General features: G+C 61.2%; 20 protein-coding genes and 1 tRNA gene. 7 read left to right on the top strand and 14 right to left on the bottom strand.

Annotated elements, in window-relative coordinates; genetic code table 11:
* Positions 1–173 precede the first annotated feature (173 nt).
* Positions 174–1,388, top strand: coding sequence for a nicotinate phosphoribosyltransferase (gene pncB, locus ACW9I6_RS10040; RefSeq protein ID WP_003217456.1), 1,215 nt, complete (start codon positions 174–176; stop codon positions 1,386–1,388).
* A gap of 3 nt (positions 1,389–1,391) precedes the next feature.
* Positions 1,392–2,219: an ammonia-dependent NAD(+) synthetase gene (gene nadE / locus ACW9I6_RS10045; protein ID WP_003217462.1), complete on the top strand. Its 828-nt coding sequence runs from the start codon at positions 1,392–1,394 to the stop codon at positions 2,217–2,219.
* Between the two features lie 232 nt (positions 2,220–2,451).
* Here the strand turns inward: nadE and azu are convergent, their stop codons facing one another.
* Complete coding sequence (gene azu, locus ACW9I6_RS10050) at positions 2,452–2,898, bottom strand: azurin (RefSeq protein ID WP_008439083.1); 447 nt, start codon at positions 2,896–2,898, stop codon at positions 2,452–2,454.
* A 337-nt stretch (positions 2,899–3,235) separates the two neighbouring features.
* Here azu and ACW9I6_RS10055 point away from each other — a divergent pair, with 337 nt between their 5' ends.
* Complete coding sequence (locus ACW9I6_RS10055; protein ID WP_003217468.1) at positions 3,236–3,823, top strand: LOG family protein; 588 nt, start codon at positions 3,236–3,238, stop codon at positions 3,821–3,823.
* Positions 3,824–3,891: 68 nt separating this feature from the next.
* The gene (locus ACW9I6_RS10060; RefSeq protein WP_003217470.1) at positions 3,892–4,071 is read left to right on the top strand and encodes a hypothetical protein; all 180 of its coding nucleotides are present in this window, start codon (positions 3,892–3,894) and stop codon (positions 4,069–4,071) included.
* Positions 4,072–4,141: 70 nt separating this feature from the next.
* Here ACW9I6_RS10060 and ACW9I6_RS10065 read toward each other — a convergent pair whose 3' ends face one another.
* The 13 genes from ACW9I6_RS10065 to rnr all read right to left on the bottom strand — a co-directional run bounded on the left by ACW9I6_RS10065 (position 4,142) and on the right by rnr (position 22,441).
* On the bottom strand, positions 4,142–5,032 hold the full coding sequence (locus ACW9I6_RS10065; protein WP_003217471.1) for a transglutaminase family protein: 891 nt from the start codon (positions 5,030–5,032) through the stop codon (positions 4,142–4,144).
* Positions 5,032–7,518, bottom strand: a complete 2,487-nt coding sequence (locus ACW9I6_RS10070) for a circularly permuted type 2 ATP-grasp protein (protein WP_457339245.1) — start codon at positions 7,516–7,518, stop codon at positions 5,032–5,034. Before ACW9I6_RS10070 ends, ACW9I6_RS10065 begins: the two co-directional genes overlap by 1 nt.
* A 175-nt stretch (positions 7,519–7,693) precedes the next feature.
* Positions 7,694–10,984: a transglutaminase family protein gene (locus ACW9I6_RS10075; RefSeq protein WP_219406468.1), complete on the bottom strand. Its 3,291-nt coding sequence runs from the start codon at positions 10,982–10,984 to the stop codon at positions 7,694–7,696.
* A 187-nt stretch (positions 10,985–11,171) separates the two neighbouring features.
* Positions 11,172–11,621 (bottom strand): hypothetical protein, encoded by a 450-nt coding sequence (locus ACW9I6_RS10080; protein ID WP_134325642.1) that lies wholly within the window; start codon positions 11,619–11,621, stop codon positions 11,172–11,174.
* Positions 11,618–12,538, bottom strand: coding sequence for an NAD synthetase (locus ACW9I6_RS10085; protein WP_177022497.1), 921 nt, complete (start codon positions 12,536–12,538; stop codon positions 11,618–11,620). The genes ACW9I6_RS10080 and ACW9I6_RS10085 overlap by 4 nt, the downstream gene beginning before the upstream one ends.
* 221 nt (positions 12,539–12,759) lie before the next feature.
* Positions 12,760–15,063 (bottom strand): YgiQ family radical SAM protein, encoded by a 2,304-nt coding sequence (locus ACW9I6_RS10090; RefSeq protein WP_008439091.1) that lies wholly within the window; start codon positions 15,061–15,063, stop codon positions 12,760–12,762.
* A 99-nt stretch (positions 15,064–15,162) separates the two neighbouring features.
* Complete coding sequence (dnaB, locus tag ACW9I6_RS10095; protein ID WP_003217484.1) at positions 15,163–16,557, bottom strand: replicative DNA helicase; 1,395 nt, start codon at positions 16,555–16,557, stop codon at positions 15,163–15,165.
* A 120-nt stretch (positions 16,558–16,677) separates the two neighbouring features.
* Complete coding sequence (gene rplI / locus ACW9I6_RS10100) at positions 16,678–17,124, bottom strand: 50S ribosomal protein L9 (protein ID WP_003171376.1); 447 nt, start codon at positions 17,122–17,124, stop codon at positions 16,678–16,680.
* A gap of 18 nt (positions 17,125–17,142) precedes the next feature.
* On the bottom strand, positions 17,143–18,030 hold the full coding sequence (locus ACW9I6_RS10105; RefSeq protein WP_003217488.1) for a YybS family protein: 888 nt from the start codon (positions 18,028–18,030) through the stop codon (positions 17,143–17,145).
* A 36-nt stretch (positions 18,031–18,066) separates the two neighbouring features.
* The gene (rpsR, locus tag ACW9I6_RS10110; protein ID WP_002551829.1) at positions 18,067–18,297 is read right to left on the bottom strand and encodes a 30S ribosomal protein S18; all 231 of its coding nucleotides are present in this window, start codon (positions 18,295–18,297) and stop codon (positions 18,067–18,069) included.
* 28 nt (positions 18,298–18,325) lie between these two features.
* Entirely contained in the window at positions 18,326–18,748 is a 423-nt protein-coding gene (gene rpsF, locus ACW9I6_RS10115; protein ID WP_003217491.1) for a 30S ribosomal protein S6, read from the bottom strand.
* Positions 18,749–19,055: 307 nt separating this feature from the next.
* A complete protein-coding gene (gene rlmB, locus ACW9I6_RS10120) occupies positions 19,056–19,811 on the bottom strand; it encodes a 23S rRNA (guanosine(2251)-2'-O)-methyltransferase RlmB (protein ID WP_003217493.1) in 756 nt (251 codons plus the stop codon).
* On the bottom strand, positions 19,808–22,441 hold the full coding sequence (gene rnr, locus ACW9I6_RS10125; protein ID WP_003217496.1) for a ribonuclease R: 2,634 nt from the start codon (positions 22,439–22,441) through the stop codon (positions 19,808–19,810). Before rnr ends, rlmB begins: the two co-directional genes overlap by 4 nt.
* 224 nt (positions 22,442–22,665) lie before the next feature.
* Here rnr and ACW9I6_RS10130 point away from each other — a divergent pair.
* The 3 genes from ACW9I6_RS10130 (at position 22,666) to ACW9I6_RS10140 (ending at position 25,488) form a co-directional block, all read left to right on the top strand.
* Positions 22,666–22,752, top strand: a tRNA-Leu gene (locus ACW9I6_RS10130).
* A gap of 145 nt (positions 22,753–22,897) precedes the next feature.
* Positions 22,898–23,923 carry an extracellular solute-binding protein gene (locus ACW9I6_RS10135; protein WP_457339246.1) on the top strand — a complete coding sequence of 342 codons (1,026 nt, stop codon included), beginning with the start codon at positions 22,898–22,900 and terminating at the stop codon, positions 23,921–23,923.
* Complete coding sequence (locus tag ACW9I6_RS10140; RefSeq protein ID WP_301049788.1) at positions 23,923–25,488, top strand: ABC transporter permease; 1,566 nt, start codon at positions 23,923–23,925, stop codon at positions 25,486–25,488. Before ACW9I6_RS10135 ends, ACW9I6_RS10140 begins: the two co-directional genes overlap by 1 nt.
* Positions 25,489–25,556 lie beyond the last annotated feature (68 nt).

The following is a 25,556-nucleotide window of genomic DNA, read 5'->3' on the forward strand; positions in this document are numbered from 1 at the left end:
TACCAATTCGTTTTGTGGGAGCGGGCTTGCTCGCGAAGGCGTCAGGGGCCAAACAACAATGCCCAGCTGAAAAAACACTGGCAAAACAGCACAGGTCTATGCGCCACTAGCGCCATTCCTTAATTGTGCGTAAAGGTCGGCGCCCATCGTCGACCCGTCTGGAGATTCCCGTTATGAGCGAGAGTGTGTTTGCCGATCGCATCGTGCAGAACCTGCTCGACACCGACTTCTACAAGCTGACCATGATGCAGGCGGTGCTGCACAACTACCCGAACGTGGAAGTTGAATGGGAGTTTCGTTGCCGCAACAGTGAAGACCTGCGCCCGTACCTGGCGGAGATCCGCTACCAGATCGAGCGCCTCGCCGAGCTGAGCCTGAGCCCCGACCAACTGGGCTTCCTGGAACGCATCAGCTTCATGAAGCCGGATTTCCTGCGTTTCCTCGGGCTGTTTCGCTTCAACCTGCGCTACGTGCACACCGGTATCGAAAACGGTGAGCTGTTTATCCGCCTACGCGGGCCATGGCTGCACGTGATCCTGTTTGAAGTGCCGATGCTGGCCATCGTCAGCGAAGTGCGTAACCGCTATCGCTACCAGAGCGTTATCCTCGAACAGGCCCGCGAGCAGCTGTATCGCAAGTTCGACTGGCTGACGGCCAACGCCAGCGTCGAAGAACTGTCCGAACTGCAGGTCGCGGATTTTGGCACGCGTCGACGCTTCTCCTACCGCGTGCAGGAAGAAGTGGTGAACGTGCTCAAGCACGACTTCCCCGGGCGTTTTGTCGGCACCAGCAACGTGCACCTGGCCCGCGAGCTGAACATGAAGCCGCTGGGCACCATGGCCCACGAATGGATCATGGCCCACCAGCAACTCGGCCCGCGCCTGATCGACAGCCAGATCGCCGCCCTCGACTGCTGGGTGCGCGAGTACCGTGGCCTGCTGGGCATCGCCCTGACCGATTGCATCACCACCGATGCGTTTCTCAGCGATTTCGACCTGTACTTCGCCAAGCTCTTCGACGGCCTGCGCCACGACTCCGGTGACCCGGTGCAATGGGCCGAAAAGGCGATCGCCCACTACCACAAGCTGGGGATCGAGCCCATGAGCAAGACCCTGGTGTTCTCCGACAGCCTGTCGCTGCCCAAGGCGCTGGAGATTTTCCGCGCGCTGCGTGGTCGGATCAATGTGAGCTTCGGCATCGGCACCAACCTGACCTGTGATATTCCAGGTGTGGAACCGATGAGCATCGTGCTTAAAATGACTGCCTGTAATGGCCAGCCCGTCGCGAAGATTTCCGATGAAGCGGGCAAGACCCACTGCACCGATCCGAACTTTGTCGCCTATTTGCGCCACGTTTTCAAAGTACCTGCCCTACCCAGCAAGGAGTGAATCATGCAAGCCGTACAGCGCGAGATTGCTGAACAGCTCAAGGTCCAACCGCCGTTCAAGGACCAGGCCGCCCTTGAGGCGGAGGTCGCCCGGCGCGTTACCTTTATCCAGGATTGCCTGCTCAATTCAGGCCTCAAGACGTTGGTGCTGGGCATCAGCGGCGGCGTCGACTCCCTGACCGCCGGCCTGCTGGCCCAGCGTGCAATGCAAGAGTTGCGGGCTGCCAAGGGTGACGATGCGTACCGCTTTATCGCGGTGCGCCTGCCCTACGAAACCCAGTTCGACGAACACGACGCCCAGGCGTCCGTGGACTTTATCGAGCCCGACGAGCGCCACACAGTGAACATCGGCCCGGCGGTGAAATCCCTGGCCAATGAAGTGGCGGCGTTTGAAGGCAAGGCCGCAGTCTCCCGGGACTTCGTGCTGGGCAACACCAAGGCGCGCATGCGCATGGTGGCGCAGTACACCATCGCCGGCGCGGCCGGTGGTTTGGTGATCGGTACCGACCATGCGGCGGAAGCCGTGATGGGCTTTTTCACCAAGTTCGGTGACGGTGCCTGCGACCTGGCACCGCTGAGCGGGCTGGTGAAGAACCAGGTGCGCGCGATTGCCCGGCACTTTGGTGCTCCGGAATCGCTGGTAGAGAAGATCCCGACGGCCGACCTGGAAGACCTGTCGCCGGGCAAGCCGGACGAAGCGTCCCATGGCGTGACCTATGCCGAGATCGACGCGTTCCTGCACGGCGAGCCGGTGCGCGAGGAAGCCTTCAAGATCATCTGCGACACCTATCGCAAGACCGAGCACAAGCGAGTGATGCCGTTTGCACCCTGATCTGACGTAGCAGCTCATTCTGGCAAAAAGGCTTGCTGTGGCGAGGGAGCTTGCTCCCGCTGGGGCGCGAAGCGGCCCCTGAAACCTGCTTACTGCTTTTTCTGATGCTACGCGGTGAGCTTATTGGGGCTGCTCCGCAGCCCAGCGGGAGCAAGCTCCCTCGCCACAAGAGCAGCCTGCCTACAGGCAAAAAAAGCGCCCCGAAGGGCGCTTTTTTTTGCCTGAAGATTGCTTACTTCAGGGTCACAGTGCCTTTCATCATCGAGATGTGGCCTGGGAACGAGCAGAAGAACGCGTAGTCAGTGCCTGCCGCCAGCTTCGACACATCGAAGGTCACGGAGTCTTTCTCGCCGGCACCGATGATCTTGGTGTGGGCGATGATGCGGGTGTCACCGTCTTTCAGGTAGTTCTTGTCGATGCCGGCAGCCATGCCGTCGCTGGCGATGCCAGGCATGTCGGCGGCGGAACTCAGCACCCAGTTATGGCCCATGACGTTTTTCGGCAAGCTGCCGGAGTGGGTCAACTCAACGGTGAACGTCTTGCAGCTCTTGTCGATTTCGATGGCCTTGGTGTTGAAGGACATCTGGTCAGTGGAGTCGACAGTGACCTTGCACTCTGCAGCAAGCAACTGGCCGCTAGCCAGAGTCAGCAGGGAAACAGCAACGAGTTTGGCAAACATGTGAATCTCCAGGGCAGGGTTTAAAAAACGCATATCGCGACAAGGGTGCCTGAGTCAGGCAGGACTTCATATGATCTGTATCAACAGATTGTATACAACTTTAGGCTATCAGACTCATCGACACAATCTACCGGCCAAAGTGCGGGTGCCGGCCTATGATCGGTCCATCACCCTTCCGGAGTCCCAGCCATGCACCTCAATAGTCTGTTCCGCAGCCTGCTTGCCGCCTATGCCTGTGGTGCCAGCGGCACCTGCGAAACACCTCAACGCGAGGTTTAATCCTTTGAGAGACGCAAGCCAGCCTTTACTCTTTAGCCACAACTGAGTGGAGTCAGGTATGTCCTTGAAGTCTGTCTGTGTGTTTTGCGGTGCCAGCAGCGGCACCAACCCGGCCTACCGTGAAGCAGCCGTGGCCCTCGGGCGCGCGCTGGCGGAGCGCAAGCTGACCCTGGTGTACGGCGGCGGCGCCGTGGGCCTGATGGGTATCGTCGCCGATGCGGCGCTGGAAGCCGGCGGCGAGGTGATCGGAATTATTCCCGAAAGCCTGAAAAACCTCGAAATCGGCCACAAAGGCCTGACCCGCCTCGAAGTGGTCGACGGCATGCACGCCCGCAAGGCACGCATGGCCGAACTGAGCGACGCCTTTATTGCGCTGCCGGGCGGCCTGGGCACCCTGGAAGAACTGTTCGAAGTCTGGACCTGGGGCCAGCTCGGCTACCACGGCAAACCGCTGGGGTTGCTCGAAGTGAACGGTTTTTACCGCAAGTTGACCGATTTTCTTGATCATATCGTCGGCGAAGGCTTCGTCCGGGCACCGCATCGTGCCATGCTGCAAATGAGCGAATCGCCGGCTGAGCTGCTTGACGTACTGGATGCCTGGCAACCGCTGGTCCTGCCCAAATGGGTGGACCAAAAACCCGATTAACCCTTGGGACGCGATTAAAGGCAGAATACGCGCCGCTCAACCTCACCTTCGACCCCAGAGGATCGCCCATGGCAAAACCTAATTACTCCTTCGCCAAACGTCAGAGAGACTTGGCCAAAGAGCAGAAGAAAGAGGAAAAGCTGCAGCGCAAGAAAATTGCAGCCGACGAAGAAGCCGGTGCACTGAACCCGGATGCTGAAGGTACAGTGGCTACAGACGAAACCGAAGCACCGAAAGACGCTGAATAGGTGATCGTTCCCACGCTCCGCGTGGGAATGCATCCTGGGGCGCTCCGCGTCCCGATTTGAGATATGTGCATTACTCCAGCGGCATCACCGTCACCCGCACTTCCGGGTCATGGCTCCCTCCCCCCAGAATCACCCCCCGCAACGGCGAAACATCGGAAAAGTCCCGGCCCCAGGCCAGGGTGATGTGTTCCAGTGCCGGCTGCACATTGTTGGTCGGGTCAAAATCCACCCAACCCGACACCGGGCAAAACACCGACACCCACGCGTGGGACGCATCCGCGCCGATCAACCGTGGTTGGCCGGGCGGTGGCTGGGTCAGCAGGTAACCACTGATATACCGCGCCGCCAGGCCCCGGGAACGCAGGCACGCGAGCATCAGGTGGGCGAAGTCCTGGCACACGCCGCGCCGGCGCTCCAGCACTTCCACCAACGGCGTGGCGACCTGGGTGGCTTCGGCATCGAAAGTAAATTCGCTGAAGATCTTCTGCATCAGCGCCTGCACACCCAACAGCAACGGACGACCGGCCGGGAAACAGTCTTCGGAGAACTCGACGAAGCTTTTCTTCAAATGCACATAGGGCGATTCGAACCGATAGCGGCACGCCTCGATCACTTCGGCCGACAGCGGCTGGCTGCTGTAGGTCAGGCCGTTGCGGGTCTGGTCCCAGGCCGGCGACAGGCTGAAATCCAGCAGCGGCCGCGCCAACACCTCCACTGTCAGCCCGGCGTTCACCAGCAGTTCATCATGGGGCCGCTCGAATGCCAGCCGAGTGATCGGGTTGCCGAACACATCCAGTTCATCCCGGCGCGAGGTCGGTTCTGGGCTGATCTCCAGTTGCTGCGAGCTGCAGCGCTGCCAGGCGCAAGGCCGCGGCCACAGGTGCGCCAGCTGCTGGGCCAGGGACACCGGGCTGTCGTAGTGGTAATGGGTATCGTGGAAAATCTGGTAGCGGGCACTCATCACACAGACACCGTTTGCTGGCTGACATCGTCCACATGGGCAAAATGGCGCAAGGCCAGGCGGTCGGAGACTTGCCCACTTTCATCGGCCACCGCTTGCAGCAGGTCGGCCAGGCCATCCAGCGCGGCACGCACACTGGACTCGCCGAACAGCGGGTTCTCCAGGCAGCCCAGGTCAAAGCGCGCCAGGCGCTCCACCAACGGCGCCAGCCCGGTTTCCCGGGGCACGCCGAAATCGTCATTCAAGCGGCGCAAGGTGCGGCTCACCAGTTTCAGCTGGAACAGCACTGCGTGGGGGTTTTGCTCATCCAGCAGCAACAGGTCCAGCACCGGAATCAGCTGCGGTACCGCGAGGTAGCGCGAACGATAGGTGATGCTGCTGTTGCCCAGCTCCAGCAACCACTCCAGCCCGGCCTGATCGAACACCGCCACGCCGCGCAGGAACGCCGCCAGGCTGCTGCTGAGAAACTGCAGGCGCTCGATGCGCCGGCCCATCATCAGGAAGCGCCAGCCTTCGTCGCGGGTCATGTCGTCAAGGGCAAAGCCCGACAGCGCGGCCAGGGACATCACCAGGCGGTTGAGGAAATCCAGCAGTTCGCCGAAGTCCGGCTCTTCGCTTTCCAGTTCCAGGGCTTCGCGCTGCAACTCCACCAGCGCCTGCCAGTTTTCCCGGGACAGCTTGCCGCGCACCTGGGACGCCGCCCACTGCAAGCGCTGCAAGTTGGCCCGCAGGCTCGACGGCCAGTCGTCACCGAGCAACGCCGCCTGAAGCCGCTCAGGCAACTCGCCCTCCTCCGGCAACAGTCGCAGGTTCTCACCCAGTTCAACCGCCGCCTGCAGCGCCAGCGGGTCGTCTCCGTCGACATAGCGGGCGAGGACGATCCGCAACCAGCGCGCACTGTCATCACAGCGCTCGCAATAACGGCCAAACCAGAACAGGTTTTCCACCACCCGCGACGGCAGGTACGGATCGCGCCGCACCAGGTCATGGGCGCCGATGGCTCGCTGGGCGCGCCATTGCTCGGTGCCATGGGCGCGTTCGCCGAGCACCCAGGTGTCCTTGCTCGCACCGCCGCGCTGCATCGACACCACTTCGGCATCGGCATCGGCGGCCACACGGGTCAGGCCACCGGGCAGTACCCGATAACCGTCGGCGCTGGCTACGGCGTACAGACGCATGCCGATGGCGCGGTGCTGAAGGTGATCGTCAACGGTGTGCCAGACCGGCGCCTGGGACAACTGCGCAAGTTCCTGGGCGACATAGGCGTAAGGCCGCGCGCGCATGCGCTCAGCCAGGGCCTCGCGTTGTTCGTCGTTCAAGTCGCGGCCAAATACCGGGGTAAAGCTTTGCGACGGAAACGCCGGCTTGATCAGCAGCTCCGGCAGTTTCTCCAGGGCTTCGGCCAGCACCGGCGGCTCACCGCACCACCAGGTCGCGATGGACGGCAGGATCAGCTCTTCGCCAAACAGGAATTGATTGATCTTCGGCAGAAATCCCAACAGGCCAGGGGATTCCAGCACGCCACTGCCCAGGGCGTTGGCCACCAGCACATTGCCCTGGCGCACGGCATCCAGCAGGCCGGGCACGCCGAGGGCCGAGTCGGTGCGCAGTTCCAGCGGGTCGCAGAAATCGTCGTCCAGGCGGCGCATGATCGCGTGCACCCGGCGCAGGCCGCTGAGGGTCTTGAGGTACACCGTGGCGTCGCGCACGGTCAGGTCGCCGCCTTCCACCAGCGGGTAGCCAAGCTGGCGGGCGAGGTACAGATGCTCGAAATAGCTTTCGTTGAAACGGCCCGGGGTCAGCAGCACGATCAGCGGTGGCTGGTCGTCGCTCGGCGCCTGGCGGGCCAGGGTTTCCTGCAGGGTGCGGAAGAACCCGGTGAGGTGCTGCACCTGCAAGTCGCGGTACAGGTCCGGGAAGGCGCGGGACACGATGGTGCGGTTTTCCAAAGCATAACCGGCGCCGGACGGGGCCTGGGTCCGGTCGGCGGTGACCCACCAGCGGCCATCCGGCGTACGCGCCAGGTCCACGGCGTACAGGTGCAGGAACGCGCCGTCGGGCGGCTGGATGCCCTGGCACGGCCACAGGAAATTGTTATGGCCGAACACCAGTTCTGCCGGCAGCAAGCCTTCGGCGATCAGGCGTTGCGGGCCGTAGAGGTCGGCCAGTACTGCATTCAGCAGGCGCGCACGCTGGGCGATGCCGGCGGCAAGTTGCTTCCATTCATCGGCGGCCAGCACGTGGGGCAGCAGGTCCAGCTCCCAGGGACGATCGGCGCCCTTGGGGTCGGCGTAGACGTTGTAGGTCACGCCGTTTTCCTGGATCTGCCGAGTCAGCAAGGCTTGGCGCTGGGCCAGTTGCGCCGGGGTGCTGCGTTGCAAGTGATCGAGCAGCCGCTGCCAATGGGCGCGAACCGCGCCGCTGTCGTCCAGCAGTTCGTGATAAGTGCCCGCGGTCAGCGGGTAACGGTCGAGCAAGTCGGGCATGGAACGCTCGGCAGAGGCAAGGGAAGTCGAATTAACTCACAAACCACGCGATCCAACTGTGGGAGCGGGCTTGTGTGGGAGCGGGCTTGCTCGCGAAAGCGGAGTGTCAGTCACTGAATGTGTTTCTGATACACCGTATTCGCGAGCAAGCCCGCTCCCACATTTTGAATCGCATTTAGTCATTCTTATTGGGGAAGCGCCGCAAATCCAGGGTCATCGGCAATTCATCATTGATCACCACACTCGGCACCGGCAGTTTCCCGGGGCTGTGTCCCAAGCGGAAAAACCGCGCCATCCGCCGGCTTTCAGCTTCATTGGCATTCACCGGCAGGCTGTCGTAATTGCGCCCGCCCGGGTGGGCGACATGGTACTGGCAACCGCCCAGCGAGCGCTGCATCCACGTATCCAAAAGATCGAACACCAGTGGCGCATGCACCGGGATGGTCGGCTGCAAACAGTTGGCCGGTTGCCAGGCGCGATAACGCACGCCAGCCACAAACTCGCCGACACGCCCGGTGGGTTGCAGCGGCACCGGGATGCCATTGCAGGTCAGCAGGTAACGCTGGGGCGGCAGGCCACTCAACTTGACCTGCAGGCGTTCCAGGGACGAATCCACGTAACGCACCGTACCGCCCACCGCACCCTCCTCGCCCAGCACATGCCAGGGCTCAAGGGCCTGGCGCAATTCCAGTTCGATGCCGCTGACGGCGTAATCACCGACCTTGGGAAAACGGAATTCCAGGTGCGCGGCAAACCATTCAGCCCGCAGCGGATAACCGGCCGCGTTCAGCTCGACGATCACGTCGGCAAAATCCTGCTCGATAAAGTGCGGCAGCAGGAAGCGGTCGTGCAATTCCGTACCCCAGCGCGCCAGCTTCGGCGGCGCATAGGGTTCACGCCAGAACCGCGCGACCAGTGCCCGCAGCAGCAACTGCTGGGTCAGGCTCATGCGGGCGTGGGGCGGCATTTCAAAGGCACGCAATTCCAGCAGGCCCAGGCGGCCGGTGGCACCGTCCGGCGAGTAGAGCTTGTCGATGCAGAACTCGGCGCGGTGGGTATTGCCAGTGACGTCGATCAGCAGGTTGCGCAGCAGGCGGTCCACCAACCATGGCGGGCATTCTTCGCCCGCTTCGGGCATCTGCGCGAAGGCGATTTCCAGCTCATACAGCGCATCGTTGCGCGCTTCGTCGACCCGTGGCGCCTGGGAAGTCGGGCCGATGAACAGGCCGGAAAACAGGTAGGACAGCGACGGGTGGTTATGCCAATAGCTGATCAGGCTGCGCAGCAGATCGGGACGCCGCAGGAACGGCGAATCCTTGGGCGTAGCGCCACCGAGCACAAAGTGGTTACCGCCGCCGGTGCCGGTGTGGCGCCCGTCGATCATGAATTTTTCTGTGGTGAGGCGGGTTTGCCGGGCTTCTTCGTAGAGAAACTCGGTGCGTTCCACCAACTCGTCCCAGGTGGCGGACGGCTGCACGTTGACCTCGATCACACCCGGATCCGGCGTCACCCGGAAGTTGCTCAGGCGTGGGTCGCTCGGCGGCTCATAACCTTCCAGCAACACCGGGCAATGCAGTTCTTCGGCGGTGGCTTCGATGGCGGCCACCAGTTCCAGGTAATCCTCGACCCGTTCCAGCGGCGGCATGAATAGGTACAAGCGGCCGTCCCGTGCCTCGGCGCACAGGGCGGTGCGGGTCAGCCAGTCGGCAGACTCGTCGATCTTCGGGATACGGTCTTGGCTGGCAGCTGCCTCGCCATGGCTTTGCAGTTGTGAGGTGGTCGGCAGGTCTGCCAGGTCCTGATTGGGATCGGTGGGGTGCACGAACGGATAGTCCGCCGCCGTTACCCACGGTTGCGAGGCCAGTGGCAGGCGATAACCCAACGGTGAATCGCCCGGCACCAGGCGGCAATGGTTGTCCCGCAGGTACCAGCGCCCGCTCTGCCAGCGGTCATTGGCCGCCGTGCGCGCCAGCGGCAGCACCTGGCCGATGACTTTATCCAGGCCCTGGCTGAAGACCTTGCGCAGGCGCTCGCGCTCAAGCTTGTCCTCCAGGCGCGGATCTTCGGCGCTGACGTTTTGCGGCAAGGCGCCTTCGCGCCACAGGTAATAGAAATTGTCTTCGTAGGCCGGGAATACAAACTGCGCGGGCAGTTTCAGGCGCTCGGCAACGCTGGCCAGAAAACGCCCGGCCATCACGCCGTCGGCGCCATAGCTTTCCTGCTCATCGGCGATCAGCGCGCTGTTGTGCCAGATCGGCACGCCGTCGCGGCGCCAGTAGCAGTTGAGGGACCAGCGCGGCAGTTGCTCGCCGGGGTACCACTTGCCCTGGCCGAAATGCACCAGGCCCTTGGGTGCGTAGTGCTTGCGCATGCGCTGGAACAGCTCGGCGGACAGCCGGCGTTTGTCCGGGCCCAGGGCGGCGGTGTTCCATTCGGCGCCGTCGGGGTCGTCGATGGAAACGAAGGTGGGTTCGCCGCCCATGGTCAGGCGTACGTCGTCCTTGTGCAGGTCACCGTCGATCTGCCGGCCCAGGGCCTGGATCGCCAGCCACTGCTCTTCGGTGTAGGGCTTGGTAACCCTGGGGGCTTCCCAAATCCGCTCCACGGACATCTCGTGGGTAAATTCGCACTCGCAGGGTTCCACCAGGCCACTGATGGGCGCCGCGGAAGAAGGATCAGGACTACAGGCCAACGGGATATGACCTTCACCGGCGAACAAACCGGAGGTGGCATCGAGGCCGATCCAGCCGGCGCCGGGCAAATACACTTCGCACCAGGCGTGCAGGTCGGTGAAATCCACCTCGGTGCCGGACGGGCCGTCGAGGGCTTTGACGTCGGCGGTCAGCTGGATCAGATAGCCCGACACAAATCGTGCCGCCAACCCAAGGTTGCGCAGCAGTTGCACCAGCAACCACGCCGAATCCCGGCAGGAACCGGAGGCGTTTTCCAGGGTGAATTCCGGAGTTTGTACCCCCGGTTCCATGCGGATCAGGTAGCCGATATCGGCGGCCAGGCGCTGATTCAGGCCCACCAGGAAATCCACCGCCGGCAACGGCGTGCGGTCGATACCCGCCAGATACGCGGCGAATCTCGGGGTCAGCGGCAATGTTTCGAGGTACGGCGCCAGCTCGCGCTGCTCATCGGCGGCGTAGCTGAAAGGGATTTTTTCGGCGTAGGGTTCCAGAAAGAAATCGAACGGATTGAATACCGCCATCTCCGCGACCAGGTCGACTTCGATGCGCAGCTCGTCAGTTTTTTCCGGGAACACCAGACGCGCCAGGTAATTGCCCTGGGGATCTTGTTGCCAATTGATGAAGTGCTGTTCCGGCAGCACCTTCAGCGCGTAGGAAAGAATCCGCGTGCGGCTATGGGCCGCCGGACGCAGACGAACAATCTGTGGGCCGAGTTCGACCGCGCGGTCGTAGCGGTAATGCGTAACGTGGTGCAACGCGACATGAATCGACACGGCGGCCTCCTGCGAGCCAGGGCATGGAAACAAAGCGCGCAAGACTTATGCCAGAGCAGTGGTCATTGCGCTTTATCGTGGGACCCGGTGCAGTACAGCACCAAAACGGCGCGATGGCTGCCGTCGTGGTGCGAGGGTTGCACATATTTGTGGCGGGAGTGTGAGGGTGGGTGGTGAATCTACCCAGTCAACGGGCTTTGTGCCTGGCGATCACGGCTTCACGCAGGTGGCGAACTTCGACCAGTTTCTGGCGCATTTCGCGGTGGCGCTTGCTGTTAAGCACCAGCAGCGCCAGCAACGGCAACAGCACGCTCATGCCATAAATAAATGGATGCGGTCGGTACTCGATCGTGGGCAGCACACACACAAGACAAAGCCCCAGCAACACCACCAGCGGCCACACCCATTGCGGGCGTCCGCGGGCGATCATGAAGTTGCAGTGCACGATGACCAACGTCAGAGCGATTCCGCCGAGAAAGGAGTACTTGGCGTTATCCGCCAGGGGAAGGTCCCGGAAATAGCTGTCAAAAAACAAAGGCACCGCGAAGACCAGGGAAAATACCGCTGCAAATATCGCCCCCATGAAAACCGGAAAGTACCGGGATAGAAAGGCACGAATGCTCGGTGCTTGGTTCATTGCTCAATCTCCTCGTATAGACCTACGGCAATGGTTCGGACATTCCCGGAGAGCGCACTGCCCGTGAAGCCAATCGAGGCGCCCAACGCATCCTGTATTTGCGTGACCGTTGCGTGCTTGACCTGTGTGGGCGTGAAGCGCTTGGGCAGCTCACCTGACAACTGTCGCAACTTGAGCATCTTCGAGCTCAAGCGAGGGTCGTTAATGCTCAGCAACTCCTTGGTCAGTTTGGCGCGCTCTTGTCGATTCAAGCCTTTCAGTACCTCCCGAACACTTTTGCCGGTGGTCGCCTTATTCAGCCGGACCAACTTGAGGGTGGTGAGTGACGATGCACCGACTCCGACCAACGATGCGGCGTCCAACGCGATCATCGTGTATTGATACCATTCCTCGCCGTCGAGCTCGTCGTTGCGCGACGGATTTCTTATTTCGTTGACGGTCCGGTAGCCACCGGCAAAACACTGAACGGTACTGGCTGCCGCAGCGGTGTAGCCGAGGGCTGCGACCACCGTACTGGCACCCGCCGAAAACGGTATCGCGACAGAGCCGCTGAGCACCACTACCCAGCCGATGACTGCACCGGCACACGACAGCGTGGTGTTGATCGCTTCACCCACCAGCCGCGATTCACGGGGATTGTCTTGCACCTGCTGGGCGAACTGCGCCGGCGCTATGTACCGCTGCGCTTCCCGCAGGATCACGCGTTTGGGCGCAATGCTGCAGATGGGTTGGAATTCGCGCAGGGTGACGACGTTGAAGTCGGCATCGATATACACCACACCCGCCCCCACGATGCCGGGGTCGGCGTCGATGGCGGCAAACAGGCGTGGCAGGTTGATCTGGCTTTCGATGCGCTGGCGGGCCATGAACTGGGAGCGGTTGGAGTCCATGCCGATGCCAAGCAGGGGGCTGCTCATGGGGGTGTTCTTCCTTGAAATGGGTGGTGTCTGAACTGGCGCTTTCGCGAGCAAGCCCGCCCCCACATTCGACCGCATTCTCATGCTGAAACCCGGTCACATGTGGGAGCTGGCTTGCCTGCGATGGCGCTCGAATGGGCGCCACCTTAACAAACAGGCTACCCACCCGCTAGAAAGCAAAACGCCAGCACGAGGCTGGCGTTTTGCGTTTCAGGCGGCGATCAACGCGGCACGACCGGCTTGCGGGCTGGCTTCTTGCCTTTGCCCTTGGCGGCGTCGGTGCGTTCCTTGGCGGCCTGCTTGTTGCGCGCCATGGCCGCGGCCTTGGCTTGCTCACGCTTGTCCCACGGGTTGCTGCCGTCACTGCCACGGGGCGGCAAGCCGGTGTGCTGGGTGAGGATCCTGGTGGTGGTTTCCTTCGCAACCTTGTGGCTGCCAGCCGGCGTCGAGTTCTTGCGACGGGCGCTCTGGTAGCTGTCGGTTGACGGCTGATGCAACGGGATCAGTTGCTCCTTGCCCGGCCCGATCAGGTCGGCACGGCCCATGCGGGTCAAGGCTTCACGCAGCATCGGCCAGCCTTTCGGGTCGTGGTAGCGCAGGAAGGCCTTGTGCAGACGGCGCTGTTCTTCGCTCTTGACGATGGTCACCGCGTCGCTCTTGTAGGTAACCTTGCGCAGCGGGTTCTTGCCCGAGTGGTACATCGCCGTGGCGGTGGCCATTGGCGACGGGTAGAACGCCTGCACCTGGTCGGCGCGGAAGCCATTGCCCTTGAGCCACAGGGCCAGGTTCATCATGTCTTCATCGGTGGTGCCCGGGTGGGCGGCGATGAAGTAAGGAATCAGGTACTGCTCCTTGCCCGCTTCCTTGGTGTACTTCTCGAACATGCGCTTGAACTTGTCATAGCTGCCGATGCCCGGTTTCATCATCTGGTTGAGCGGACCTTCCTCGGTGTGTTCCGGGGCGATCTTCAGGTAGCCACCAACGTGGTGGGTCACCAGCTCTTTCACGTATTCCGGCGACTCGACCGCGAGGTCGTAGCGCAGGCCGGAAGCGATCAGGATCTTCTTCACACCCGGCAACGCACGGGCGCTGCGGTACAGCTGGATCAACGACGAGTGGTCGGTGTTCAGGTTCGGGCAGATGCCCGGGAACACGCAGGATGGCTTGCGGCACGCGGATTCGATTTCCGGGCTCTTGCAGGCAATGCGGTACATGTTCGCGGTCGGGCCGCCGAGGTCGGAAATGACGCCGGTGAAGCCTGGCACCTTGTCGCGGATCTCTTCGATTTCGCGAATGATCGACTCTTCGGAACGGTTCTGGATGATTCGGCCTTCGTGCTCGGTGATCGAGCAGAAGGTGCAGCCGCCGAAGCAGCCACGCATGATGTTCACCGAGAAGCGGATCATGTCGTAGGCCGGGATCTTTTCCTTGCCGTACGCCGGGTGTGGAACACGGGCGTAAGGCATGCCGAACACGTAGTCCATTTCTTCGGTAGTCATGGGAATGGGCGGCGGGTTGAACCACACATCCACTTCGCCGTGCTTCTGTACCAGCGCGCGGGCGTTGCCCGGGTTGGTTTCCAGGTGGAGCACGCGGTTGGCGTGGGCATACAGCACCGAGTCGCCACGGACTTTTTCCACGGACGGCAGACGGATCACGGTCTTGTCACGGGTCATGCGTGGGCTGGCCAGGATCTGTACCACCTTGGCCTCTTCCGGGTCTTCCACCGGGCCCTTTTCCTGCTCGATGGCGCAGGCCTGGGTGTCCTGGGTGTTCACGTACGGGTTGATGATCTTGTCGATCTTGCCCGGACGGTCGATACGGGTGGAGTCCACCTCGTACCAGCCTTCAGGCGTGTCACGGCGAATGAACGCAGTGCCGCGCACGTCGGTGATGTCTTCGATCTTGTGGCCCCACGACAGGCGCTGGGCGACTTCGACGATGGCCCGCTCGGCGTTGCCGTACAGCAGGATATCGGCACAGGCGTCGATCAGGATCGAGTTGCGTACACGGTCCTGCCAGTAGTCGTAGTGGGCGATGCGGCGCAGGGACGCTTCGATGCCGCCGAGCACGATCGGCACGTGCTTGTAGGCTTCCTTGCAGCGCTGGCTGTAGACCAGGCTCGCGCGGTCCGGACGTTTGCCGGCCATGCCGCCGGGGGTGTAGGCGTCATCGGAGCGGATTTTCTTGTCGGCGGTGTAGCGGTTGATCATCGAGTCCATGTTGCCGGCCGCGACGCCGAAGAACAGGTTCGGCTCGCCGAGCTTCATGAAGTCGTCTTTGGACTGCCAGTTGGGCTGGGCAATGATCCCGACGCGAAAGCCCTGGGACTCCAGCAGCCGGCCGATGATTGCCATGCCGAACGACGGATGGTCCACGTACGCGTCACCGGTGACGATGATGATGTCGCATGAATCCCAGCCAAGCTGATCCATCTCCTCCCTGCTCATCGGCAGGAATGGCGCAGGACCGAAACATTCGGCCCAGTACTTGGGATAGTCAAATAACGGCTTGGCTGTTTGCATGACGGTGACCGGTGTTGAGATGAAAAATCGCGGGCGCGGAATATAGCACAAAATTTGACCAATTCCGACCTTTGCAGTCGGAATTGGCGGGCAGCGCTTTTACTCGTCTTCGAAGTTATAGCTGCCCGGCGCCAGGTTCTCGAAGCGGGTGTATTTACCGATGAAGGCCAGGCGCGTGGTGCCGATTGGCCCGTTACGCTGTTTACCGATGATGATTTCGGCGATGCCTTTATGCTCGGTCTCCGGGTGATACACCTCGTCCCGGTATACGAACATGATCACGTCAGCATCCTGCTCGATCGCTCCGGATTCCCGCAAGTCGGAGTTGATCGGGCGTTTGTTCGGGCGTTGCTCCAGGGACCGGTTGAGCTGCGACAGGGCAACCACCGGGCAGTTGAATTCCTTGGCCAGGGCTTTCAACGAGCGGGAAATCTCGGAAATCTCGTTGGTCCGGCTGTCACCGCTGGAGCCCGGGATCTGCATCAACTGCAGGTAGTCGATCATGATCAGGGCGATGTCGCCGTGCTCACGCACCAGGCGTCGGGTACGCGCGCGCATTTCCGACGGGCTGATGCCCGCGGTGTCATCGATAAACAGCTTGCGATCGTTGAGCAGGTTGACCGCCGAGGTCAGGCGCGGCCAGTCGTCGTCTTCCAGGCGGCCGGCACGCACCTTGGTCTGGTCGATGCGGCCCAGGGACGACAGCATACGCATGATCAGCGATTCGCCTGGCATCTCCAGGGAATAAACCAGTACGGCCTTGTCGCTGCGCAACACGGCGTTTTCCACCAGGTTCATGGCGAAGGTGGTTTTACCCATGGACGGACGGCCGGCAACGATGATCAAGTCGGCTGGCTGCAGGCCGCTGGTCATGCCGTCGAGGTCGGTGTAGCCGGTGGACAGGCCGGTGATGGCGTTGTCAGTGTTGAACAAGGTGTCGATACGGTCGATGGCCTTGGTCAGCAAGTCGTTGACGCTGACCGGGCCGCCGGTTTTCGGCCGGGCCTCGGCGATCTGGAAGATCTGCCGTTCGGCTTCGTCGAGAATCTCTTCGGCGGTGCGGCCTTCCGGGTTGAACGCGCTGTCGGCGATCTCGGTGGCGATGCCGATCAACTGGCGCAACGTGGCCCGCGCACGGACGATCTGCGCATACGCCTTGATGTTGGCGACCGATGGCGTGTTTTTCGCCAGCTCGCCCAGGTAACCCAGGCCGCCCACTTGGGACGTCTGGCCTTCCTTGTCCAACTGCTCGGCCAGGGTCACCACGTCGATCGGTGAGTTCTGGTCGGCCAGCTTGGCAATGGCGCGGAAGATCAGGCGGTGGTCATGACGGTAGAAATCGCCGTCCGAGACTTGATCCAGCACGCGTTCCCAGGCGTTGTTGTCCAGCATCAAGCCACCGAGCACGGCCTGTTCGGCCTCGATGGAATGCGGCGGCACCTTCAGGGCAGCGGTTTGCAGGTCATATTGCTCAGGAGCGGAGATATCGTTCATGGCCACTTGGAATAGTTGGAGAATCTGGGGCTACAGAAAAACAAAAGGCACGACCTGTGAACAGGATCGTGCCCGATGTTAACTGCCTGGCACGCGAGGTGCCAGTCAGTTAGGTGTTGCTTAAGCTGCTACCACAACAACGCGTACGGTTGCTTCGACTTCAGCGTGCAGGTGCACGGCTACATCGAATTCGCCAACGTTGCGGATGGTGCCGTTCGGCAGACGAACTTCGCTCTTCTGCACTTCAACGCCGGAGGCGGTCAGTGCATCAGCGATGTCGTGGGTGCCGATCGAACCGAACAGCTTGCCTTCGTCACCGGCGGTGGCAGTGATAGTCACTTCCAGCTCAGCCAGTTGGGCAGCGCGAGTTTCGGCCGAAGCTTTTTTGTCTGCTGCTGCTTTTTCCAGCTCGGCACGACGCTCTTCAAACGCAGCCAGGTTGGCAGCGGTTGCAGCGGTGGCTTTGCCGTATGGCAGCAGGTAGTTACGACCGTAGCCGGCCTTAACGTTCACTTTGTCGCCCAGGTTGCCCAGGTTGGCGACTTTTTCCAGAAGGATCAGTTGCATGTGAAAATCCTCTAACTTTTAACCTTCACCGTTCGCGTTATCGGCGTCTTTCGGCGCCAGACGACCGCGAAAATCAATCAGGCCGTCGACAATGGCCAAGACCACGAGTAACGGATAGATCAGCTGCATGAACAGCAACAGCGTCACGTACAACCCCACCAGCCAGAATCTGCCCAGTCGCTTTTGCGCCACCAGCCCATGAATCAGGGACAGGCCGGCGAATACCAGCGGTACGCTGCACAACGGCACCAACAGCGCCAGGCCAAAAGTCGGCCCGACCACCATGAACGCCAGCAGCAACATCGCCGGTCCAGCGGGGATTCTGATACTGCGAAACTCGCGACCAAAACCACCCGGGTTATACAACAACGCCTGCCAGTAACGCCCAAGAATCAGGCTCAGCAAGCTGACAATCTGCAACAGTGCCGCTATCAGGCCGGTAAGCATCGGTGCAACCACTGACGCAAAGCGCGCTCGCTCCTCTACCGATAACTGCTGGTAGAGATCCCCGAGGGCCAGCGGCAGGATCTTGATGATCTCCTGCGCCAGCGCCTCGATTTGCGGGCGGAAAGCCGCGCCAAGCGCCAGTGAATACACCAACCCCAATGCCACGCTGACCAGCAGCGTACGGACCCAGGACTCACTTGCGCGCAAAACCAACGCAAGGGTCGATGAACCGAGCAGTACCAGAAGTACCCGTGGATCATCGAATTTCAACCACCAGACCAAGGCCGGCAGTATTCCCAGGGCAAGAACGCCAAGGGCGTCCTTCAAACCGCGCCGCAGAAGCACAAGGCAACCCGCGGCAGCACCCAACCAATACAACAACGGCAATGCTGCACATCCAGCCACTACCAGAGTGGCCTGCACACGACCGCGCATGATGAACTCAGCTAAGGCGCGCATGCATTCAATCCCTTACTACTTGTCGACTGCCCGGTCTCAGCGGCCGTGGCTGTCGGTGTAGGCCAGCAGGGCCAGGAAGCGGGCGCGCTTGATAGCGGTGGCCAGCTGACGCTGATAACGAGCTTTGGTACCGGTGATGCGGCTTGGAACAATTTTGCCGGTCTCGGATACGTAGGCTTTCAGAGTGTTGAGATCTTTGTAATCGATCTCCTTCACGTCTTCAGCGGTGAAGCGGCAGAATTTACGACGACGGAAGAAACGTGCCATTTGATAGGCTCCTTAAAAGGTCCGTGGATTACTCGTCAGCGTTATCGCTGTTGTCGCTGTCATCACTATCAGCGCTTTCAGCGCCTTCGTGCTCAGGACGGTCGCGACGCTCACGGCGCTCACTGCGGTTTTCTTCAGCCTTGAGCATCTCGGATTGGCCGGTAACGGCTTCTTCGCGACGGATGACCAGGTTACGGATCACTGCATCGTTGTAGCGGAAGTTGTCTTCCAGCTCGGCCAGGGCCTTGCCAGTGCACTCAACGTTCAGCATCACGTAGTGAGCCTTGTGAACATTGTTGATTGCGTAGGCCAGTTGACGACGGCCCCAATCTTCCAGACGGTGGATTTTGCCGCCGTCTTCTTCGATCAGCTTGGTGTAACGCTCTACCATGCCGCCGACTTGCTCGCTTTGATCCGGGTGGACCAAAAAGATGATTTCGTAATGACGCATGAATGCTCCTTACGGGTTGTAGCCTGCCGCTCAAAAACGGTCAGACAAGGAGTGAATGACACTTATGGATCTTGCCGAAGGGAGGCACATGCGTGCCTGCCATGAAGGCAAGGGGCGCAATTGTAGAGAAGGGGGAGAAAGGGTGCAAGGTGATTGGTGATTATTTGAACAGCCCCCATACACCACAAAAACAAATGTGGGAGGGGGCTTGCTCCCGAAAGCGATGTGCCAGTCACCAAATGCACTGACTGATACACCGTATTCGGGAGCAAGCCCCCTCCCACATTTTGACCTGCGCCAGACTTGGTTATTTCTTGGCTTTAGCCTTGGCGCCGCGCTGGCGCTGGGCTTCGAACAGGCAGACGCCCGTTGCGACTGAAACGTTGAGGCTGCTGACGCTACCGGCCATCGGCAGGTGCACCAGGTAATCGCAATGCTCACGGGTCAGGCGACGCATGCCCTTGCCTTCGGCACCCATGATCAGGATGGTCGGGCCGGTGAGGTCCTGGTCATAAATGCTGACCTCGGCCTCTCCCGCCGTACCCACGACCCACAGGCCGCGCTGCTGGAGTTTCTCCAGGGTGCGCGCCAGGTTGGTCACGGCCACCAACGGAATCACTTCCGCCGCACCGCAGGCGACTTTACGCACGACAGGCGTCAAGGTTGCCGACTTGTCTTTAGGCACGATCACCGCCAACGCACCGGCAGCATCCGCCGAACGCAGGCAGGCGCCGAGGTTGTGCGGATCGGTCACGCCGTCGAGCACCAGCAACAGCGGTGCGCCTTCGGTGCGGTCGAGCAGCTCGTCGAGCATCGCTTCGCCCCAGACCTGGCTTGGACTGACGTCGGCTACCACGCCCTGGTGAACGCCTTCGACCCAGACGTCCATCTCGCGCCGCTCGGCCTGGCCGATGGCAACTTTGTTCTGATTGGCCAGTTCGACCAGCGCTTGAACACGCGGCTCACTGCGGCCTTCTGCCAACCACACCTGCTTGACGCGTTTCGGGTGGTGACGCAGCAATGCTTCTACGGCGTGTACGCCGTAGATTTTTTCCAGACTCATGACTTGGCCTTAGGTTTGCGCGACCCGCCGCTTTTCGCGGGGGCCGAACCCGCTTTTGGCGGGCCTTTACGGTGTTTACTCGGCTTGCTCGACGGCTTTTCCGCCTCGCGGGACTTTCCCCCAGACGCCGCTTTACCACCGCTTTTGGCTTCGTTGAGCAACTGCTGCTTCAACTCGCGGCTCTTGCGCAGCTCGGCGTTTTTCGCCGCGGCATCGCTAGGGCGGTAGGCTTCGGGGGCCTTGTCCTTGGCAGACGAACGACGCGCAGGCTTGGCTGGCGCAGGCTCGGCGACCGCCGCTTTCGCAGGAGCGCCTTTGCCTTTGCTGGCCGGGGCTGCAGTTTCGCTGCCACGTTTTTTACGGCCAGTCGGTTCAGCCGGCTTGTCAGGCATACCGAAATCGATCTTGCGCTCGTCGAGGTCGACGCGCATGACCTGCACTTCCACGGTATCGCCCAGACGGAAGCTGCGACCGGTGCGCTCGCCCGCCAGGCGGTGATGCACAGGGTCGAAGTGGTAGTAGTCACCCGGCAAGGCGGTGACATGCACCAGGCCCTCGACGTAGATGTCGGTCAGCTCGACGAACAAACCAAAACCGGTCACGGCAGTGATCACACCCGGGAACGACTCGCCCACGCGGTCTTTCATGAACTCGCACTTGAGCCAGTTCACTACGTCGCGGGTGGCTTCGTCGGCACGGCGCTCGCTCATGGAGCACTGCTCGCCCAACTGTTCCAGGGCCGCTTCGTCGTACGGATAGATCCGTGCCTTCGGAATGGTCATGGCACCAGCACGCTTGACGTGCGGGGTGTTCTGCTTGGAATGGATCACGCTGCGGATCGCCCGGTGCGTGAGCAAGTCCGGGTAACGACGAATCGGCGAGGTGAAGTGGGTGTACGCTTCGTAATTCAGGCCAAAGTGGCCCTGGTTATCGGCGCTGTACACCGCCTGGCTCAGGGAGCGCAGCATGACGGTCTGGATCACGTGGTAATCCGGACGGTCCTTGATGCTCGCGAGCAGAGCCTGGTAGTCCTTCGGCGTCGGGCCGTCCTTGCCTTTGTGCAGGGACAGGCCGAGCTCACCGAGGAACGCGCGCAGCTTCTCCAGACGCTCCGGCGGCGGGCCGTCGTGCACCCGGTACAACGCAGGAATCTCGTGCTTTTTGAGGAATTCTGCGGTGGCCACGTTGGCCGCCAGCATGCATTCCTCGATCAGCTTGTGAGCATCGTTACGGGTGGTCGGGGTGATTGCGGCGATCTTGCGCTCGGAACCGAAGACAATCCGGGTTTCCTGAGTTTCAAAGTCGATCGCGCCACGCACGTGACGAGCGCCCAACAGCACTTTGTACAGCGCATAGAGCTGCTTGAGGTGCGGCACGACATGCCCGTACTCACCGCGCAAGGCTTTGGCTTCGCTGGTTTTCGGCTGTTCCAGGATGGTGCTGACCTTGTTGTAGGTCAGGCGCGCCTGGGAGTGGATCACCGCTTCGTAGAACTGGTAGTCGGTCATTTCGCCGGTTTTCGAGATGGTCATCTCGCACACCATGGCCAAACGGTCGACTTTCGGGTTCAGGGAGCACAAGCCGTTGGACAGCTGCTCAGGCAGCATAGGGATGACGCGCTCGGGGAAGTACACCGAGTTGCCGCGCACCTGGGCTTCGTTGTCCAGGGCCGAACCGATCTTCACGTAGCTGGACACGTCGGCAATCGCGACGAACAACTTCCAGCCGCCGGAGAACAGGCGCAGTTTGCCAGGCTTGGCTTCGCAGTAGACCGCATCGTCGAAGTCGCGGGCATCTTCGCCGTCAATGGTGACGAACGGCAGATGACGCAGGTCGATGCGCTTCTCTTTGTCTTTTTCTTCGACTTCCGGCTTGAGCTTGGCAGCTTCTTTGAGCACAGCCTCAGGCCAGACGTGAGGGATATCGTAGGTGCGCAGCGCAACATCGATTTCCATGCCCGGCGCCATGTAGTTGCCGACCACTTCAACGATATCGCCCTGTGGCTGGAAGCGCGCAGTGGGCCAGTGGGTGATTTTCACCTCGACGAACTGGCCCACTTTGGCGGCGCCATTGCGCCCCGGAGTGATCAGCACTTCCTGCTGGACCTTGGGGTTATCCGGCACCACGAAGCCGATGCCGCCTTCTTCGAAGTAACGGCCGACGATGGACTCGTGGGCACGGGACACCACTTCGACGATCACGCCTTCGCGGCGACCGCGACGGTCGAGGCCGGAAACGCGCGCCAGGGCACGGTCGCCATCGAACACCAGGCGCATTTGCGCCGGGCTCATGAACAGGTCATCGCTGCCGTCGTCCGGGATCAGGAAACCGAAACCGTCACGGTGGCCGGCAATGCGACCGAGGATCAGGTCGAGCTTATCCACCGGCGCATAGGTGCCTCGGCGGGTGTAGATCAACTGGGCATCGCGCTCCATGGCGCGCAGGCGACGACGCAGGGCCTCGAGTTGGTCTTCGGTGGTCAGACCGAATTCTTCAACCAGCTGCTCGCGGCTAGCAGGCGAACCCCGATCGGCGAGGTGCGCCAGGATCAGTTCGCGGCTAGGAATAGGGTTTTCATATTTTTCCGCTTCACGAGCGGCCTCGGGATCGAGGGACTGCCAATCGGCCATTAGAGAGTTTTCACCTTGTCTATATGCGGGTTAGTTTGGCATACGCGTATTGAAACGGGAAATTTCAGGTGTCAACAAGCCCGTAAAAGCACTTTGTAGCCCTTGGAATGCACCTTGCGCGACCGTCGGCGAAATATTCCAGACTTTTTTCATGGCAGGGCTTTACAGCTCAAAACAGCCTCCGTATAGTGCGCGCCATCGACGACGGCAACGTTGTTGATGTTGCCCAGGTGGTGAAATTGGTAGACACGCCAGCTTCAGGTGCTGGTGATCGCAAGGTCGTGGAAGTTCGAGTCTTCTCCTGGGCACCAAATTCAGATCAAACCCGCGAAAGCGGGTTTTTTCGTTTCCGGGGTTTGAAAACCTGACCGGTGATTTCCCCCCTCGTCCGCACTTGAGAAGTTTTATCGTTTATCCTTGTAAGGATTTGTTGCACTCAAGTGAGGAAAACCCCGGATGATGATCCGCGATACCCGTCTCAAGACATCCCTTCTGCGTGGCCTGACCATCACTCTGCTCGGCCTGACCCTGCTCTCGCCCGCTGCCTATTCTGCCGACAAGGTTGCACTGACCTTGTACAACGGCCAACACAAGGAGGTCGGCGATGAACTTGCCAAGGCCTTCGAAGCCAAGACCGGCATCCACGTCAATGTGCGCAAGGGCAGCAGCAACCAGCTGGCCAGCCAGGTCGTCGAAGAAGGTGACCGCTCCCCTGCCGACGTGATCTACACCGAAGAATCGCCGCCGCTGAATAAACTCGGCGAGCAAGGCCTGCTGGCAACCATCGACGCCAGCACCCTCGACGTCCTGCCGAAGGAATACGTGGCCGCCAACGGCGCCTGGATGGGCGTAACCGCACGCACCCGCGTCGTGGCCTTCAACCCGAAACTGATCGCCGAGAAAGACCTGCCCAAGTCGGTACTGGATTTCGCCGGGCCCGAGTGGCAAGGCAAGGTCGGTTTCGTGCCCACCAGCGGCGCGTTCCAGGAACAAGCCGTAGCGATCATCAAGCTGCACGGTCGCGAAGCGGCTGAAGAGTGGCTGACCGGCCTGCGCGCTTTCGGCAAGGTCTACAGCAACAACATGGTTGCGCTCAAGGCCGTGGAAAATGGCGAAGTCGCCACTGTCTTGGTGAACAACTACTACTGGTTCGCCCTGAAGAAAGAAAAAACCAACCTGGATTCGCAGCTGCACTACTTCACCAACGGCGATGCCGGTGGCCTGATCACCGTGTCTGCCGCGGCTGCACTGAAATCCAGCAAGCATCCAAAGGAAGCCCAGCAACTGCTGGCATTCATGGCCAGCGAAGAAGGCCAGCGGGTGATCACCAACACTTCCGCCGAATACCCGCTGCGCAAGGGCATGGAAACCAACCGCGGCCTCAAGCCTTTCAGCGAGCTGCAACCGCCGAAAGTCACCCCTGCCGACCTGGGCAACGCCGAAGAAGCCCTGGAACTGGAACGTGACGTTGGCTTGAACTGATGAACCCATCGCTCCCCGCCCCCGCCTTGCGTGGGGGTTTTACGCCGAGACGCAAACGCCCTTCGATCTGGTTGCTGCTACCAGTCCTGCTGCTGGTAGGCCTGAGCCTGTTGCCGCTGGCGTATGTCGGCCTCAAGGCCTGGCAGGCAGGATGGGCCGAAGCGGTGCATTTGCTGTGGCGGCCCTATGTATTCGGGTTGCTGCGCAACACCCTGGCGCTGATGGTCGGCGTCACCGTGGCCTGCGGCGTGATCGGCTTGTCCCTGGCCTGGCTGCTGGAACGCAGCAACCTGCCGGGGCGGCGGATCTGGGGAGTGATCCTGTGCCTGCCGTTCGCGGTGCCGGCGTTTGTCAGCAGCTTTACCTGGGTTTCGTTAAGCGCCAACTTTGAAGGGTTGGGCGGAGCGATCCTGGTGATGACCCTGTCCAAATACCCACTGGTGTTTCTGCCGGTGGCGGCAACCCTGCGCAATCTTGATCCATCCCTGGAAGAATCGGCCCGCACCCTTGGCCTGAATCGCTGGGGCGTGTTCTTTCGCATCACCTTGCCTTTACTGTGGCCGTCACTGCTGGCCGGGGCACTGTTGATTGCCCTGCATATGCTGGTGGAGTTCGGCGCGCTGTCGATCATCGGCTTGCAGACGTTTACCACCGCGATCTACCAGCAATTCGAGCTGGAGTTCAGCAACGCCAATGCGGCGATGCTTTCGGCGGTGCTGCTGGTGATGTGCCTGACGCTGCTCTGGCTGGAGCTGCGGGTGCGCGGCAAGGGCCGACACGTGCGTACCGGCCAGGGCGCGGCGCGGCATGCCGAACAGGTTCGACTCGGCAAATGGGCAGCGCTGGGGCAGCTGTATTGCCTGCTCCTGGCGATCATCGGCAGCGGCATTCCACTGGGCATGCTCGGTTATTGGCTGGCAGTGGGCAGTTCGGCGGCATTTCCGATAGCCGAGATCAGCGAGGCGCTGCTTTCTTCGTTGGCGCTGTCCCTCGGCGGCGCCGCGCTTTGCCTGTTGTTTGCCGTGCCCGTGGGTTTGCTGGTGGTGCGCTACAAGGGCCAGCTCGCACTGTGGGCCGAGCGCCTGCCGTACCTGCTGCACGCCCTGCCCGGCCTGGTGATTGCGCTGACACTGGTGTATTTCGCCCTGCATTACGTACCGGCGCTGTATCAAACGTCGGCATTGCTGCTGATCGCTTATGCGCTGCTGTTTTTGCCCCTGGCCCAGGCGCCGATCCGCACGGCGCTGAACAAGGCAGCACTACAGCTGGAAGAGGCGGCGAGAACGCTGGGCGCGTCGTCGTTCAGTGCGTTTTGCCGGGTGACGCTGCCGATTATTTTCCCGGCATTGGGGGCGGCGTTTGCGCTGGTATTCCTGGATGCGATGAAGGAATTGACGGCGACGTTGCTGCTTAGTCCGACCGGGCTGAACACCTTGGCAACTGCCGTGTGGGCGCACACCTCGAATGTGGAATTCGCGGCAGCGGCGCCCTATGCGGCATTGTTGATTTTGGTGTCGGGGCTGCCGGTGTATCTGCTTACGACGCGGATGTATCTGAGCCGCTGAAATAGCTTTCGCGAGCAAGCCCGCTCCCACATTTGCTCGCATTCCAGAAGTGGAACTCGGTCGAATGT

The organism is Pseudomonas sp. SDO5522_S412 (assembly GCF_054071215.1).